The organism is Anderseniella sp. Alg231-50 (genome assembly GCF_900149695.1).
Lineage (GTDB): Bacteria > Pseudomonadota > Alphaproteobacteria > Rhizobiales > Aestuariivirgaceae > Anderseniella.
On record NZ_LT703003.1, the window covers coordinates 1,582,132 to 1,596,532 of the forward strand.

A 14,401-nucleotide genomic window follows, 5' to 3' on the forward strand; every position below is an offset into this window, starting at 1 on the left:
ATCATGTGAAACATGCAGACATTTCTTGATTTTGAAACACGCATTGCCGAGCTTGCCGGCAAGATCGCCGAGTTGAAGTCCATCAACGACGATGATGGCTCCGTATCGATTGCCGATGAGGTGACGCAGCTGGAAGGCAAGCTATCGAAGTCGCTCGCCGACCTTTATGCAGACCTTGAACCCTGGCAGAAAACCCAGGTTGCACGGCACCCGGACCGGCCGCATACTCAGGATTACCTGGATGCCCTGATCACCGAGTTCACGCCGCTTGCCGGTGACCGGAAGTTTGCCGAGGATGATGCCGTTCTCGGCGGGTTGGGGCGGTTTGACGGAGACCCGGTTGTGGTCATCGGCCAGGAAAAGGGAGCTGATACGAAATCCCGCCTGAAGCACAATTTCGGCATGGCGCGTCCGGAAGGTTATCGCAAGGCGGTCCGGCTGATGGAACTGGCGCAGCGTTTCAGCCTGCCGGTGCTGACTTTCGTCGATACGGCAGGCGCCTATCCCGGTATCGGCGCGGAAGAGCGTGGTCAGGCGGAAGCAATCGCGCGTTCAACCGATTGTTGTCTCGGCCTTGGTACGCCGATCATCTCGACCATTATCGGCGAGGGTGGGTCAGGCGGGGCTGTCGCCATTGCAACGGCAAATTCTGTCCTGATGCTTGAGCATTCGATCTATTCGGTCATCTCGCCGGAAGGTGCTGCATCCATTTTGTGGCACGATTCAGCGCGCGCCAGTGAAGCCGCCACCGCCATGCGTATCACTGCGGCCCACCTGAAGGAGCTCGGGGTCATTGACACGATCGTGCCGGAGCCGGTCGGTGGCGCACACCGGGCACGCGAGGCTGCGATACAGTCGGTCAGGGAAGCGGTTTCAGCGGCGCTGTTGCCGTTCAAGCACATGTCGGAAGATGAAGTGCGCCAGCAGCGGCGCGACAAATTCCTGGCGATCGGGCGCACACTCGGCTCGTGAATGTTTACCCTGCCGGGTGGCCGGACACATGTTGCTTCGTCACATAGGTCCGTGTTCGCACAAAATCGCCGCAAACTTGCCGTTTTGCTCGGCGATCTTGGCCCTGAAACAATGACAGTGGCCGGTGTGGATTTATGCGGCGATTATTCAAATTGGTTCTGGTGCTGGCGATCATGGCATCTACCGGCTATGCGCTGTATCGCACCGGCGAGATGAACCGTATCGCGGAGCGATTCCGCTATCCTGATCCGCAAACATTCAGGAAACAGGCCTGGGCCGAACTGGATGCCCGGCAACTCAAGCCCGGCATGCCGGTGTTCATTCGCATTTTCAAACAAAGCTCGGAGCTTGAGTTGTGGTTGAGGGGTACAAAGGGATGGGAATTGTACCGGACGGTTGAAATCTGCAACTGGTCGGGAGGCCTGGGACCGAAACTGAAAGAAGGCGACAAGCAATCGCCGGAAGGATTCTACACGGTCACCAAGGGCCGGCTGAACCCGAACAGCCGGCATCATCTCTCGTTCAATCTCGGTTTCCCCAACCGGTATGACCGCTCGCTTGGCCGGACCGGGTCATTTTTGATGGTGCATGGCGGGTGTTCGTCCATTGGCTGTTATGCGGTGCGAGACCATCAGGTCGAAGTGATCTACCGGCTTGTTGAAGCAGCTCTTGATAATGGCCAGCAGGCGGTGCGTGTGCATGCTTTCCCGTTCCGGCTGGAACAAACGGCGCTTGACCGGCACAAGGGCGCAAAGTGGCACGATTTCTGGTCAATGCTGAAGCCCGGATATGATGCGTTTGAACGGGCGCGCGAAGTGCCGCGCGTGCGGGTTGCAAACAAATCCTATGTGGTTAATTGAGCGTTAGCGTGTTGTGCTGCACAATAGGGAATTGCGAGGACGGTTTCGGAAGTTGGGTTTGTCAAAAATGAGTAGTGACACGACATTCAGGACTGGACTGACGCGTCGTGGCTTCTGTGCCACCGGCCTGAGCCTTACGTCGCTGGTCGCGCTGTCTGCATGCAGCAGCACCGACAAGGCACTGGAGCCCTTGTCTCCCAAGGTCATGGCTGACCTGCAGAGAAACAATCTGAAGGTCGGCGCGCCGCTGTTTGTCCGCGTGTTCAAGGAAGAAAACCAGATGGAAGTCTGGCTGCAGCAGGCCTATGGACCCCATGTGCTGTTCCGCACCTACAACATCTGCAGCCGCTCCGGCGTACTGGGTCCGAAGTACAAGGAAGGCGACCGGCAGGCACCGGAAGGCTTCTACATGGTGTCGCAGCGCCAGATGAATCCGAAATCAGAGTATTACCTGTCCTTCAACCTTGGTTTCCCCAACGCGTTTGACAAGTCACTCGGGCGGACCGGTACTCACCTGATGGTGCATGGCGGGTGCCGTTCGGCAGGCTGTTATGCGATTACCGACGACCATATCAAGGAACTGTTCTCGCTTGCGCGTGAAGCCTTCCTGTATGGCCAGAAAGAGTTTCCGGTGCACGCGTTCCCGTTTCGCATGACCGAACAGAACCTGCTGCGCTATGCCGGTCACCCGCACGAACCTTACTGGCGCGACCTGAAAGTCGGCTATGACTATTTCGAGCAGACGCGCCAGCCGCCAACGGTCGGAGTGAAGCAGCAGCGCTATGTGTTCATGCCGCACAATATCAACGTGCCGCCGGAATTCGAGGTGAAGCAGGCATCCGCAGACCCGCTCGCGCCGCAGCTCATTCGCGGCTGGCGGGCCGGTGAGTGGAAGTAGGGCCGCGTACGCATGATTTGTGCGGGTTCGCTGCGGACTAAAGCGGCCAGACAATCAGGATCATCGGCAGGGATACTGCCAGGATAATGATTTCCAGTGGCAGGCCCATCGGCCAGTAGTCGCCAAAACGATAGCCGCCAGGGCCCATGATAATGGTGTTGTTCTTGTGGCCTATCGGGGTCAGGAAGGCACAGCTGGCGGATACCGCAACACCCATCAGCATGGCATCCGGATTGACGTTCAACTGCTCGGCAATCTTGATCGCCACCGGAGCGGCCACCAGCACGGTCGCTACGTTGTTCAGCACGTCCGACAAGGTCATGGTGACCGCCATCAGCAGCAGCAGCACCGCCCATGCCGGCCAGCCGCCGGTAACGTCAACGATGGCATTGGCAATCAGTACCGTTCCGCCCGAGGTCTCTATCGCAGCACCGATCGGAATCAGCGATGCCAGCAGTACGATCACCGGCCATTCAATGGAATCGTAGATCTGCGACAGGGTTACGACCTTGAGCAGGGCATAAATCGCCACGCAGGCCGCCAGCGCAACCGGCAGGTACACCAGGCCAAGGCTGGCCGCAATGATGGCAATGGCGAATATAGCAATGGAAAAGCCGGCTTTTTCGCGCTGTGTGACCTGCAGTCCACGTTCCGCCAGAGGCAGGCATCCGAGCCATTGCACAACCTCCGGCAAGGCTTCCTTGTTGCCCATCAGCAGCAGCACGTCGCCTGCCTTGAGTTCAAGCTGTCTGACCCTGTCGCGAAACGGACGGCCCTCGCGGGCAACCCCCAGCAACATGGTCTGCTGCCGGTTCAGGAGCCTGGCGTCGCGGGCCGAGCGGCCTTCCAGCCTGGAGCCGGAAACGACGACGGCTTCGGTCATGGCAAGCGTACCGGTCAGCACGCCCTTGTGCCGGGACGACGATGAATAGGAGAGCTTCAAGGCGTTGGCAAACTGCTCGAGGCTTTCCGGGCCACCTTCCACAACCAGAATATCACCTTTGCGGATTTCAACGCCGCGTGCAGACCCCGGCAGGCGTTCCCCGCGCCGGATCAGGCCCAGAATGTAGACTTCGTTTTCATCGGCCACCGGCAGCAGTTCTCGAACCTTCTGGCCTACCGCTGGCGAGCTTTCAGGAACCTGCACTTCCATCACATAGCCTTCCAGGTTCTCAAGCTCGGCAGCTGATTCCGAACGGGCCTTGTCCTGCGGGATGAAACGCCAACCTATGAATGAAATGTAGATGAGGCCTACAGCGGCACAGGCCAGCCCGACGGGCGCGAAGTCGAACATGGAATATGACGGGCCAATGGGTTCGCCGTTATAGGTAGCGGTGCCCCTGAACTGGGCGATGACGATGTTGGTCGGCGTGCCGATGAGAGTGACCATGCCGCCGAGAATGGTGGCGAACGACAATGGCATCAGTGTCGCTGCCCGCGCTCTTTTCGCCTTGTCCGCTGCCTGCATGTCCACCGGCATCAGCAAGGCGAGCGCAGCGACATTGTTCATGAAGGCGGACAGCGCGCCACCAACCAGGCCCATGATGGCAATGTGTGCCTTCATGCCGCGCTGGGCGGAGATGATATTGCGCGTCAACAGGTCAACGGCCCCGGATTGCGACAAGGCCCGCGACACGATCAGGACCAGGGCAATAATGATGACGGCCGGGTGGCCAAAGCCTGAAAAGGCGGTGTCTTTTTCGACCACGCCGAGAATGACGGCCAGCGCCAGAGCTGAAAACGCCACGAGGTCATAACGGATGCGGCCCCAGACCAGTAGCCCGAGTACGCTGCCCATGATGATGAAGAGGATTATCTGTTCGGTGGTCATGATTCGCTGCACGTTACCAACTGTGGCGTATTTGCCAAGCAGCTAAATCAATCTGCGCATCAGCTGTAGTGCTTGGTTACAACGATGAAATCGGTGCCCTTGCCGGTTTCCGGCCCGAGACCAGTGTCGGAAATGGCAACGGAAGAATGCGGTCCGAGGCGGTATTCAATGCGGTGGCGCACATCGTCGGGAATGGTGAACCGCAAAAACGCATCCAGCCCGGCCTTCGACGTGTCGTGCTCGAGGCTGACCGACAGCCATTCCGGTTTGCTCCTGTCCCCGTGTTCTTCCGGCAAGGTGAGCAAATGCGCGCCCAGAGGTTGTTCGGCGTTTTTGAGCGGGATGGCGATATCGAACAGCGGTTTGTAGCCCTGGCGCACGTACAAATGGCCTTCTGGGTAGTCTTCCGCGCCGTTGGATGACCGCAGCGCGTGATAGGTGGCATCGTTGAGAACACCATTTGCCGGCAAATCAATGGATTTCTGGAAGTTGTGAATGGCCCGCCAGGTCTTGCGCCCCACATAACCATCCGGTTTACCGGCCCCGAAACCGAGCTTGTTCAGGATTTTTTGCCCATTGAGGGTTTTTTCGCGGCCGGTCAGGCGGGTGAGAAGAACCCGCAATGGCGGTGTTGATGACAGCGTTGCATATTTGCGTGTTTCCACCCTGGACGCCGGCTTCAACAGGCCGGCATGCTTCAGGGCGACCGGTTTTGCCGGTATGTCGGCAATGATGACGTGCCGGTCGCTGGTTTCCAGGTCAAACAACTGCTTGGCGAATTCGTCGGGCATCCGTATGCAGCCGTGCGAAGCCGGGTACCCAGGCAGTTCCCCGGCATGCAGCGCAATACCGCTCCAGGTCAGACGCTGCATGAACGGCATGGGTTCGCGGACATACAGATTGGACCAGCGAAACTTGTGCTTGCGCAACACCGAAAAAATGCCGTGCGGGGTTTCCTTGCCGGGTTTGCCGGATGAAATCGGGCTGAAGCCGATCTGGCGCTGGCCCGAGAAGACCTGCATGGACTGCTGCTTGATGGAAATCAGCACCTGCAGCGTTTCAGCTGTGGCAGGTGCCTGGATCGGGGTAAACGGCGGTACCGGCTTCGGGTTCGCTGCCAGCAGCCGCTTGCGGTGGGAAGGGGAACTGGCGGCAAAAGCTGTTCCGGCCGTCAACATCAGGCAAGCGCTGGCGGTGACGCCTGTAACAAGGCGCCGCCTGCTTATGCCTGATGGCTTACTCAAACAAAGGCCCCGTGGCAGTGCTTGAACTTTTTGCCTGATCCGCATGGACATGCCTGATTGCGCCCCACGGGTCCCCAGGTTGCGGGGTCTTCCGCATTGAACCCATCCGGCTGATCCGGCGACGGGGAGACGGCGGCAGACAAAACAGTACCCGGCGGCAATTCATTACCATGTTCGTCGAAATCCTCGATGAACATGTCAGGAAGCTCCTCGTCATCGGGGAACATCTCGTCGGCGCCGTCCTGGCTGACCTCGACCCGCAGGAGTTGTCCGGTCACGATCGCGCGCAAGCGCACGATCATCTGTTCAAACAGGGTGAACCCTTCGGTTTTGTACTCGTTGAGCGGGTCGCGCTGGCCGTAGCCGCGCAACTGCACCGCCTGGCGCAGATGCTCAAGGGTAATGATGTGTTCGCGCCACAACTGGTCCAGCGAGCGCAGCAGCACTTCCTTTTCGATGTACTCCATGATTTCTGCGCCGTACTTCTCGCGCTTCTCACCATAGAGATTGTCGGCGGCTTCCATCACCCGTTCACGGATTTCCTCATCCGCAATACCTTCTTCGTCCGCCCAGTCCTCGACAGGGAAATCAATGGCAACGACTTCGCGCAGTTTTTCGCGCAGTTCGGTTGAACGCCATTGTTCGGGATAGGCACTTGGCGGAATGAATTCCTGGACGGTCGTTTCAACAACTTCATGGCGCATATCGTCCACGGTGCCGGAAATCTCGTTGCCGTTCATGATGTCGATGCGCTGTTCAAAGATCACCTTGCGCTGGTCGTTCATCACATCATCAAACTTCAGGATGTTCTTGCGGGCATCGAAATTGCGCGCCTCAACCTTCTGCTGGGCCTTTTCCAGTGCCTTGTTGATCCACGGATGGACAATCGCCTCGCCTTCTTCGAGACCGAGCTTCTGCAACATCGAGTCCATGCGTTCCGAACCGAATATGCGCATCAGATCGTCTTCCAGGGACAGGTAGAACCGTGACCGGCCCGGGTCACCCTGGCGACCGGAGCGGCCGCGCAGCTGGTTGTCGATACGGCGGCTTTCATGACGTTCCGTGGCAATCACAAACAATCCGCCGGCCTCAAGCGCCTTTTGCTTGTGTCCGGCAATTTCGGCGTTGATCTTTTCGATGGCGGTTTCGCGTTTTTTGCCTTCCGCCATATCGCCAAGCTCATTTTCGATGCGCATGTCGGCATTGCCGCCAAGCTGAATGTCGGTGCCGCGGCCTGCCATGTTGGTGGCAATGGTCACCGCACCCGGTACACCGGCCTGCGAAATGATCTGGGCTTCCTGTTCATGGTAGCGTGCGTTCAGAACATTGTGTGGAATTCCGAGTTCTTTCAGGTGCTGGGCAAGGTATTCGGATTTGTCGATTGAGGTCGTGCCGACCAGTATCGGCTGGCCGCGTTCGCGGGCATCCTTGACGGCCACGACGATGGCGTCGAATTTCTCACGGACGCTGCGGTAAACCTCGTCATCTTCATCGACACGCTGGACGGCGACATTCGTCGGCACTTCCACCACGTCCAGCTTGTAGATATCCAGAAATTCGTCAGCTTCGGTAACTGCCGTACCGGTCATCCCGGCGAGTTTCTCGTACAGGCGGAAATAGTTCTGGAAGGTTATCGAGGCAAGCGTCTGGTTTTCCGGCTGAATGCGGACGTGCTCCTTGGCCTCGATGGCCTGATGCTGGCCTTCGGAGTAGCGCCGGCCCGGCATCATGCGCCCGGTGAATTCGTCGATGATTATCACCTCGTCGTCCTTGACGATATAATCGCGATCCTTGACGAAAACCTTGTGGGCGCGAAGCGACTGGTTGACGTGATGGACCAGAGCGACGTTTTCCACATCATAGAGGGAGCCTTCGCTCATCAATCCGGACGCCTGCAACAGTTCCTCGATGTGTTCGTTGCCGGTTTCGGTCAAGGTGACGGACTTGGTCTTCTCATCAAGTTCGTAATCTTCCTCGACCAGTTGCGGGATGATTTTGTCGATGTCGGTATACAGGTCGGAGCGGTCTTCCAGCGCACCGGAAATGATCAGCGGGGTGCGGGCTTCGTCAATCAGGATTGAGTCAACCTCATCGACAATCGAATAGTAATGTCCGCGCTGCACCATGTCCTCGACGGCATATTTCATGTTGTCGCGAAGATAGTCGAAGCCGAGCTCGTTGTTGGTGGCATATGTCACATCGCAGGCATACTGGTCACGGCGCTCGTCGTCTTCCAGGCCATGCACAATGACGCCGACCCGAAGCCCGAGAAACTCATACACCTTGCCCATCCAGGCCGCATCGCGCTGGGCCAGATAGTCATTGACGGTGACGACATGCACTGACTTGCCGGAGATGGCATTGAGGTAGACCGGCAGCGTCGCCACCAGTGTCTTGCCTTCACCGGTTCTCATCTCGGCAATCGAGTTGTCATTCAGGACCATGCCGCCGACCAGCTGGACGTCAAAGTGACGCAGGCCGAGTGCGCGCTTTGACGCTTCGCGGACTGTTGCGAAGGCTGGGACCAGCAGGTCATCCAGCGAGGTTCCGTCGGCAAACTGCTGCCGGAATGTTTCAGTGCGTGCGCGAATTTCGTCATCGCCAAGCGCGGCGAGTTCAGGCTCAAGAGCGTTGATTGCGTCTACGCGGGTTTGGTATTTCTTGACCTTGCGGTCATTTGAGCTGCCAAAAACCTTGGCAGCTATCGAGCCCAGTCCGAACATTTGGTGTCCTTAGAATTGCGTCTTGTTAGGCCGCTAAAAGCTGTTTTCAGCTCCTCGACCGTCATTTTTTACGTAGCCATTATCAAGCGAGAACCATGCCGTAATGTTTAATCAACTTGTCTGCACGCCGCAACAGGTGTGGCAAATGGGTAACGTCTGCAAGAAAAATGTTGTATGGAAACATCAGACTAAACGGCATCAGAGGTTGCGTCAGCGGCAGATAGTGTGGATAAGCGGCTGTTTCAAGGCGAAAATATCGATCTGAACAAGATTTGGTGAGGCATCTCATGGATCAACAGCACTCTTGAATATGGCGAGGAATGAACGCATTGTGCAGCGCATCGACGGCGTTTGGCGAGTGCGAGACGTATTGAGGTCATGTCGAGTTGGCTTAATGTCGCCCGAATTGGCGAGCATTGACCTGTCATGATCAGGTGAAATTGATCTGGATTTACGACGATCCTGTTTCTGCCGTTCAGGCGGCAGGCAGTCCAAGAGGTTGGTTGGGTAATATGAGAACGTATTGTTTGAAGCTGGTCGTAGCGTTGGTAACAACTGCATTTGTAGTGGGTTCGACGGCTGCCGGCGCGCAAGAAACTGATAAGATCGTGGCCAAAGTCAATGGCTACAATATTACTGCGAAGGAAATCGCGCTGGCATCTGATGATCTGCGCCCGCAGTTGGAGAAGGTTCCGGCAAATTTCAGATTTGCGTTTGTGGTTGAATACCTGATTGAGCGTCACCTGCTGGCCCAGGAAGCGGTGAAGGCGAAGACGATTGATACCGAGGAATATACCCAGCGGCTGAAATACTATCAGGCAAAGGCGCTGCGCGACGCGTACTTCACAGATAATCTTGCCACGTCGGTGACAGAAGACGCTGTGAAAGCCGCTTACGAAAAAGAAGCGGCAAAAGTCACCACGGAAAAGCGCGCGCGCGCGCGTCACATTCTGGTTAATTCCGAAGAAGACGCGAACAAGGCAATGGGCCGTCTCGAGAAGGGCGAGAGATTTGAAGAGGTCGCAAAGCAGATGTCTCTGGACGGGTCGCGGGACTATGGCGGTGACCTGGGCTTCTTTACTGCTGCCGAAATGGTACCGGCTTTTTCCAAAGCCGTGTTTGCGCTGAAAAAGGGTGAAGTTTCAAAGCCGGTCAAGACCGACTTCGGCTGGCACATCATCAAGCTGGAAGACCTCCAGGAAGGCGGCGCGCAGCCGTTTGACCAGGTCAGAAACCCGATACGGCTGGTATTGCTGCGCAAAGCGGTTCAGGACAAGGTTCTTGAATTGCGCGGTAAGGGCCAGATCGAAATTCTCGACCCGGACCTCAAACGCCTGCAGGCAGAAGCGGAAAAGAAGCGCCAGGCACTTGATGCCTCCGGTCAGGTGCCGGCTACCACTGGCGGGGCCGCTTCGCAGTCGACAGGCGGCAAGTCCAACAAGGGTGACGCCCAATAGGTGCACAACCTGTCCGGATTCGATTTTTACGTCCGCAAAACCACGCCAGGTTTTGCGGACTTTTTGTTTGTTGCCAACCGAAGCTGGCCGGTAATACCTTTGGTGTAATTAGTTCAACTACTCCATTTGCGCCTGAACAGCGCTTCCACAGGACGACTTGCCATGGCCAAAGCACTCCCCCAGTCACCACTTGCGCCGAAGAGTTTTGCCGATTTGCCGGCGATTGAAGGAGTGCGCCTGGCCACTGCGGCAACCGGGGTCAAATACAAGGGCAGGGATGACCTGTTATTGTGCGTGCTGGACAGGGGAACAACCGTCGCCGGGGTGCTGACGACCTCAAAAACATGTTCCGCGCCGGTGGATCTGTGCCGTGCCAACCTGCAAAAAGGCAAGGTGCGCGCCATAGTGGTCAATGCCAGCAATGCCAATGCGTTTACCGGAAAGGCAGGCCGGCGGACAGTTGAGGCAACTGTCGCTGAAGCTTGCAAGGTTGTCGGCTGCGACGCGTCGGAGGTTTATCTGGCATCAACGGGTGTCATTGGCGAGCCGCTTGATCCGGCGCCGATTACAGCAAGGCTTTCGGACCTGAATGATGCAGCGGCGGGCGGGGCGTGGATGGCGGCCGCCCGGGCCATCATGACGACCGACACGTTTCCGAAACTCGCCACTGCCACAGCCCGGCTGGGCGGCAAAACGGTGACCGTCAACGGTATTGCCAAGGGCTCCGGCATGATCGCGCCCGATATGGCAACCATGCTTTCCTTCGTGTTCACCGATGCCGGATTGCCGCGCGCGCTGATGCAGAAAATGCTGTCGGATGCGGCGGACCGCAGTTTCAACTCGATTACGGTTGATGGAGACACGTCCACATCCGATACGCTTTTGCTGTGTGCGACCGGCAAGTCGGGCACTGCTCCGAAAGGCATCCGCACCATAGATGATGCCGCCCTCAAATCATTCAGGAGCGCGCTCGACAAGGTGTTGCAGGATCTGGCGCATCAGACGGTGCGCGATGGTGAAGGTGCCAGCAAGTTTGTGTCGATAACGGTGGCAGGTGCTGAAAATGACACAGCTGCACGGCGTATCGGCCTTGCCATCGCAAACTCACCGCTGGTCAAGACGGCTATTGCCGGTGAGGATGCCAATTGGGGGCGTATTGTCATGGCAGTCGGCAAGTCCGGCGAGAAAGCGGACCGAGACAGGTTGAAAATCCGGATAGGCGGCATTCTGGTCGCTTCCAGGGGTAGTGTTCATCCCGGTTATGACGAAGACAAGTTGGTACCGCACATGAAGGGCCAGAAAATCGACATTGCGGTCGATGTCGGGGTCGGCAAAGGCACGGCAACCGTGTGGACCTGCGATCTGAGCCATGGCTACATTGATATTAACGGATCGTATCGAAGCTGAGAGGGCAGAGCAACATGGGTTCAGCAGAACCCATAAAGTTGCTCTTATACTATGAAAACGATCAGGTTTAAGCTTTTTGGTTGTTGCAACCAAAAAACTTCCTGATCTGGTTTGCAATTTGGTAACCCTGCCAGCACAAACAGTATTTCCGAGCCCTCGAAACCTAAAATCCAAACAACCCTGTTAACCCTTATCCGCCAAGGTGGTTCCCGGACATGAACGGAAAGAAGCTCGTTCTCGTCGTTGCCTGTGCACTGGTCGATCCGGACGGTAGAGTCCTGATAGCCCAGCGTCCTCAGGGCAAGACACTTGCCGGACTATGGGAATTTCCCGGCGGCAAGGTCGAACCCGGAGAACAGCCTGAAGTCGCGTTGATACGTGAATTGAAGGAAGAGTTGGGTATCGACGTGACGCAAGCCTGTCTGGCACCTGTAACGTTTGCCAGCCACGCCTATGACGATTTCCACCTGCTCATGCCGGTATATGTATGCCGCAGGTGGAATGGCGAGGTTGAAAGGCGTGAACACAGCGATATTCGCTGGGTCAGGCCGAACAGGTTACGCGAGTTTCCCATGCCGCCGGCGGATGAGCCGTTGATTGCTCATTTGATCGACCTGCTGTGACGCGGGACCGGTAGCAACCCGTTAATGTTCCAACACAACCGATCCGTCGGACAAGGCGGGCAAATGTGGTGAGTACAGTGAGTAACGGGAAGTAAGTCAGATGTTCAATTCAAAAACAGATTCAGCTTCGGCTGACCGCCGGCCAATCATGCGCGATTACACGATTCTTGCACTTGGCATGTCAGCTGCGGTTATTGCAACTCTTGCGGTCATAGGCGGCACCCTGGGCAGCATGTGATCCGGTTTCGGATGAACGATGGTCCATTTGGTGCCTGCTTGTGGCAGTAGCACCGGTCCCGGCCCTGTTCAGGCGCCGGGGTTGCCCAAGGCACAAACTGTTCACTTTGTAGGCACCAGCCGCTTGTGAAGCTGCTGGCCAATCCACCTGACGGACCGCACGATTCTACGTATGGTACGAAGAAGCTTTTCGCGGCGAAGCAGGTCGTTGAACACTGCGACGTTCCAACCACCGGCAGCCAGCAAGGTCGCTGCGAGCTTCGATTTTCTGAGCTCCTCCGGGTATTTTACATAAACGCCCATCGGCGCGTCATAGCGGCCCTTGCTCCATGAGGTATGGCCGCCTTCCTCCCGGACGGCGAACATGACATAGGGCATGATGCGGATCCATTTTGACAGGCCGGCCCTTTCAAAATGCTCTTTGAGTAATTTTTCGACATTCCATTGACCAATCTTCATGCGGCGGGCGACGTCGTCAGGGTCCTCCTTGAAGAGGTCGGCAGCCGAGAGAACCTCAAGGATGTGGCACGACGGGCAGCTGATATGCCTGTCTGTGTAACCGCCGTAGTACTCTCCATCCGGTATCCATATGAACCGGTTGTCCAGAAGCTCCGCAGGCGGGTGCGGAACCTCGAACATGAAATCCGACCGGGTGACGATGATCCGGTCATACTGGTCCAGCAACCCGTACTGTTGCAGCATCCGGGACAGGAACACCCGGAAAAACAGGATGATTCCACCAGATCCGGGCTGGATGGGTTCGCTCTTGATGCCACCCATCCACTGTGTCCCGATCCTGGCGCATTCGCGCCAACGCGGATGAAGGTCCGGCATGAGTTGTTCAAACCCAGTGCCCCAATCTTCATGTTCGGAGCAGGTCCAGACGTATCGTGCATGCTTGTAGAACGGGTTTCCCTTATCCTCACGTTCATTTTCAGCAACGCAAAGTGCGAGGTCGGCGTCAAAGACGTCCAGAAGGTTCCGTTTGAAGCCCGCAAATGTTTTCGCATGAGAACGAGTTTCACATAAGACAACTATGAGCGTTGCTTCGGTCATCAAGGTTTCCGGCCGGACAGCGCCGATACTATGGAACCCTTCAACAACTCATCAGCATAAGCTTCGCGGTAAAGGCGCCAGAACTGCTGCGTCTTCTCGGGCAGCAACGAGCTGAATTCCGTCCCTGCCTTTATGAAGTTCCCGGTTTGCCGATAGCCAAGTAGTTCGTCTTCAAGGTTAGCCACCAGATTCTGTTCGTTTCTCGCATGGTATACGGTTGAGCGGTGGTACAGGACGCTGTCAGGAAACACCGCTTGAAGCGCATAGGCACCCCAGATGTCGTCCATCCTGCCAACCCCGGGAAATACTGTATAATGGGGAATTGCCGCGCGGTGAATGAATGTGTTTTGCGAGTTGAACGGGGATATCTGCGCTGAGCCGTAGAGCCGGGGCATCGAGCTGAGATCAACTTCCGGCGCCCGGGCAATGCGAACCAGCGCGTCAATGTCCGGGTCGCCGTTCCAGAGGTCAGCCTGCACAAGACAGCGTTTGGTCCTTTTGCCCAGGAATTCGATGTCCGTCCGCCGGTCGCGGTATTCGAGCGGATAGCCGCGATGCCAGACACCTTCATATCCGGCGATGGACAGGGGATCGAAACAGTCTGCCGATGTGTTCCGATATGCGTCGAATTCAACATCCTGACCAACGAAGATGTCGCGGCCCCAGTCTTCCAGCGGCACGTTGTCATCATCCACTGTTGCAACCAGTTCAGCCCCCAGATGATAGGCGCATATAAAGCCCAGATTGCGCCGCTGGATGCTCCGCCACCCAATGATGTCAGACAGTTCGGGAAGAAGGTCCGCCTGCCTGTCCGGGTCCAGATACACAAGCCGTTGGTTCTCGCTGGCAAGCGAACGATACTCATCATGAGGTGTTCGCGTGTCGCCGACAATTATGAAAACCCAGTCTTTGTTGCGGGTCACGAATTCAGCAAACGCGAGGATTGCACTTGTCGGCGGATTGATGGTCGTGGTGACAAGGGCGCGCATATTGTTACCGTGACATCATTTTGTGGTTGCCGTTCCTGCCGATGGCGGGACGTCGTTGCAGAAAATCAGGACGTTGGCAGATGGCGAACTTCTACGTTGGATTG

Annotated in this window: 12 protein-coding genes; 7 read left to right on the forward strand and 5 right to left on the reverse strand. The window is 56.9% G+C overall.

Annotated features, from left to right (window positions below):
• The first annotated feature begins 12 nt into the window (after positions 1 to 12).
• From DHN55_RS07450 to DHN55_RS07460, 3 genes are all read left to right on the forward strand, one after another.
• On the forward strand, positions 13 to 972 hold the full coding sequence (locus tag DHN55_RS07450; protein ID WP_108880684.1) for an acetyl-CoA carboxylase carboxyltransferase subunit alpha: 960 nt from the start codon (positions 13 to 15) through the stop codon (positions 970 to 972).
• 134 nt (positions 973 to 1,106) lie between these two features.
• Positions 1,107 to 1,832 (forward strand): murein L,D-transpeptidase family protein, encoded by a 726-nt coding sequence (locus DHN55_RS07455; protein ID WP_108880685.1) that lies wholly within the window; start codon positions 1,107 to 1,109, stop codon positions 1,830 to 1,832.
• Between the two features lie 67 nt (positions 1,833 to 1,899).
• Positions 1,900 to 2,730: a L,D-transpeptidase family protein gene (locus DHN55_RS07460; RefSeq protein ID WP_108880686.1), complete on the forward strand. Its 831-nt coding sequence runs from the start codon at positions 1,900 to 1,902 to the stop codon at positions 2,728 to 2,730.
• Positions 2,731 to 2,767: 37 nt separating this feature from the next.
• Here DHN55_RS07460 and DHN55_RS07465 read toward each other — a convergent pair whose 3' ends face one another.
• The 3 genes from DHN55_RS07465 to secA are packed head-to-tail and all read right to left on the reverse strand — an operon-like array spanning position 2,768 to position 8,528.
• Positions 2,768 to 4,561: an SLC13 family permease gene (locus tag DHN55_RS07465; protein WP_108880687.1), complete on the reverse strand. Its 1,794-nt coding sequence runs from the start codon at positions 4,559 to 4,561 to the stop codon at positions 2,768 to 2,770.
• Between the two features lie 59 nt (positions 4,562 to 4,620).
• A complete protein-coding gene (locus tag DHN55_RS07470; RefSeq protein ID WP_337660023.1) occupies positions 4,621 to 5,805 on the reverse strand; it encodes a L,D-transpeptidase family protein in 1,185 nt (394 codons plus the stop codon).
• The gene (gene secA / locus DHN55_RS07475; RefSeq protein ID WP_108880689.1) at positions 5,802 to 8,528 is read right to left on the reverse strand and encodes a preprotein translocase subunit SecA; all 2,727 of its coding nucleotides are present in this window, start codon (positions 8,526 to 8,528) and stop codon (positions 5,802 to 5,804) included. The genes DHN55_RS07470 and secA overlap by 4 nt, the downstream gene beginning before the upstream one ends.
• A 608-nt stretch (positions 8,529 to 9,136) precedes the next feature.
• Between secA and DHN55_RS07480 the strand changes: the two genes are divergently transcribed.
• From DHN55_RS07480 to DHN55_RS22260, 4 genes are all read left to right on the forward strand, one after another.
• A complete protein-coding gene (locus tag DHN55_RS07480) occupies positions 9,137 to 9,985 on the forward strand; it encodes a peptidylprolyl isomerase (protein ID WP_337660024.1) in 849 nt (282 codons plus the stop codon).
• A gap of 162 nt (positions 9,986 to 10,147) precedes the next feature.
• On the forward strand, positions 10,148 to 11,392 hold the full coding sequence (gene argJ, locus DHN55_RS07485) for a bifunctional glutamate N-acetyltransferase/amino-acid acetyltransferase ArgJ (protein WP_108880691.1): 1,245 nt from the start codon (positions 10,148 to 10,150) through the stop codon (positions 11,390 to 11,392).
• Positions 11,393 to 11,607: 215 nt separating this feature from the next.
• Positions 11,608 to 12,015: an NUDIX domain-containing protein gene (locus tag DHN55_RS07490; protein WP_108880692.1), complete on the forward strand. Its 408-nt coding sequence runs from the start codon at positions 11,608 to 11,610 to the stop codon at positions 12,013 to 12,015.
• 100 nt (positions 12,016 to 12,115) lie between these two features.
• Positions 12,116 to 12,253 carry a hypothetical protein gene (locus DHN55_RS22260; RefSeq protein ID WP_337660025.1) on the forward strand — a complete coding sequence of 46 codons (138 nt, stop codon included), beginning with the start codon at positions 12,116 to 12,118 and terminating at the stop codon, positions 12,251 to 12,253.
• Positions 12,254 to 12,354: 101 nt separating this feature from the next.
• Here the strand turns inward: DHN55_RS22260 and DHN55_RS07495 are convergent, their stop codons facing one another.
• Positions 12,355 to 13,032, reverse strand: coding sequence for a hypothetical protein (locus DHN55_RS07495; RefSeq protein WP_337660026.1), 678 nt, complete (start codon positions 13,030 to 13,032; stop codon positions 12,355 to 12,357).
• 275 nt (positions 13,033 to 13,307) lie between these two features.
• Positions 13,308 to 14,297: a hypothetical protein gene (locus tag DHN55_RS07500; protein ID WP_108880694.1), complete on the reverse strand. Its 990-nt coding sequence runs from the start codon at positions 14,295 to 14,297 to the stop codon at positions 13,308 to 13,310.
• Between the last annotated feature and the right edge of the window lie 104 nt (positions 14,298 to 14,401).

Coding starts and splice junctions, on each gene's coding strand:
- DHN55_RS07495 (WP_337660026.1), bottom strand. CDS start 13,032: ATGGGTGGCATCAAGAGCGAACCCATCCAGCCCGGATCTGGTGGAATC.
- DHN55_RS07460 (WP_108880686.1), top strand. CDS start 1,900: ATGAGTAGTGACACGACATTCAGGACTGGACTGACGCGTCGTGGCTTC.
- DHN55_RS07450 (WP_108880684.1), top strand. CDS start 13: ATGCAGACATTTCTTGATTTTGAAACACGCATTGCCGAGCTTGCCGGC.
- DHN55_RS07500 (WP_108880694.1), bottom strand. CDS start 14,297: ATGCGCGCCCTTGTCACCACGACCATCAATCCGCCGACAAGTGCAATC.
- DHN55_RS07465 (WP_108880687.1), bottom strand. CDS start 4,561: ATGACCACCGAACAGATAATCCTCTTCATCATCATGGGCAGCGTACTC.
- secA (WP_108880689.1), bottom strand. CDS start 8,528: ATGTTCGGACTGGGCTCGATAGCTGCCAAGGTTTTTGGCAGCTCAAAT.
- DHN55_RS22260 (WP_337660025.1), top strand. CDS start 12,116: ATGTTCAATTCAAAAACAGATTCAGCTTCGGCTGACCGCCGGCCAATC.
- argJ (WP_108880691.1), top strand. CDS start 10,148: ATGGCCAAAGCACTCCCCCAGTCACCACTTGCGCCGAAGAGTTTTGCC.
- DHN55_RS07490 (WP_108880692.1), top strand. CDS start 11,608: ATGAACGGAAAGAAGCTCGTTCTCGTCGTTGCCTGTGCACTGGTCGAT.
- DHN55_RS07455 (WP_108880685.1), top strand. CDS start 1,107: ATGCGGCGATTATTCAAATTGGTTCTGGTGCTGGCGATCATGGCATCT.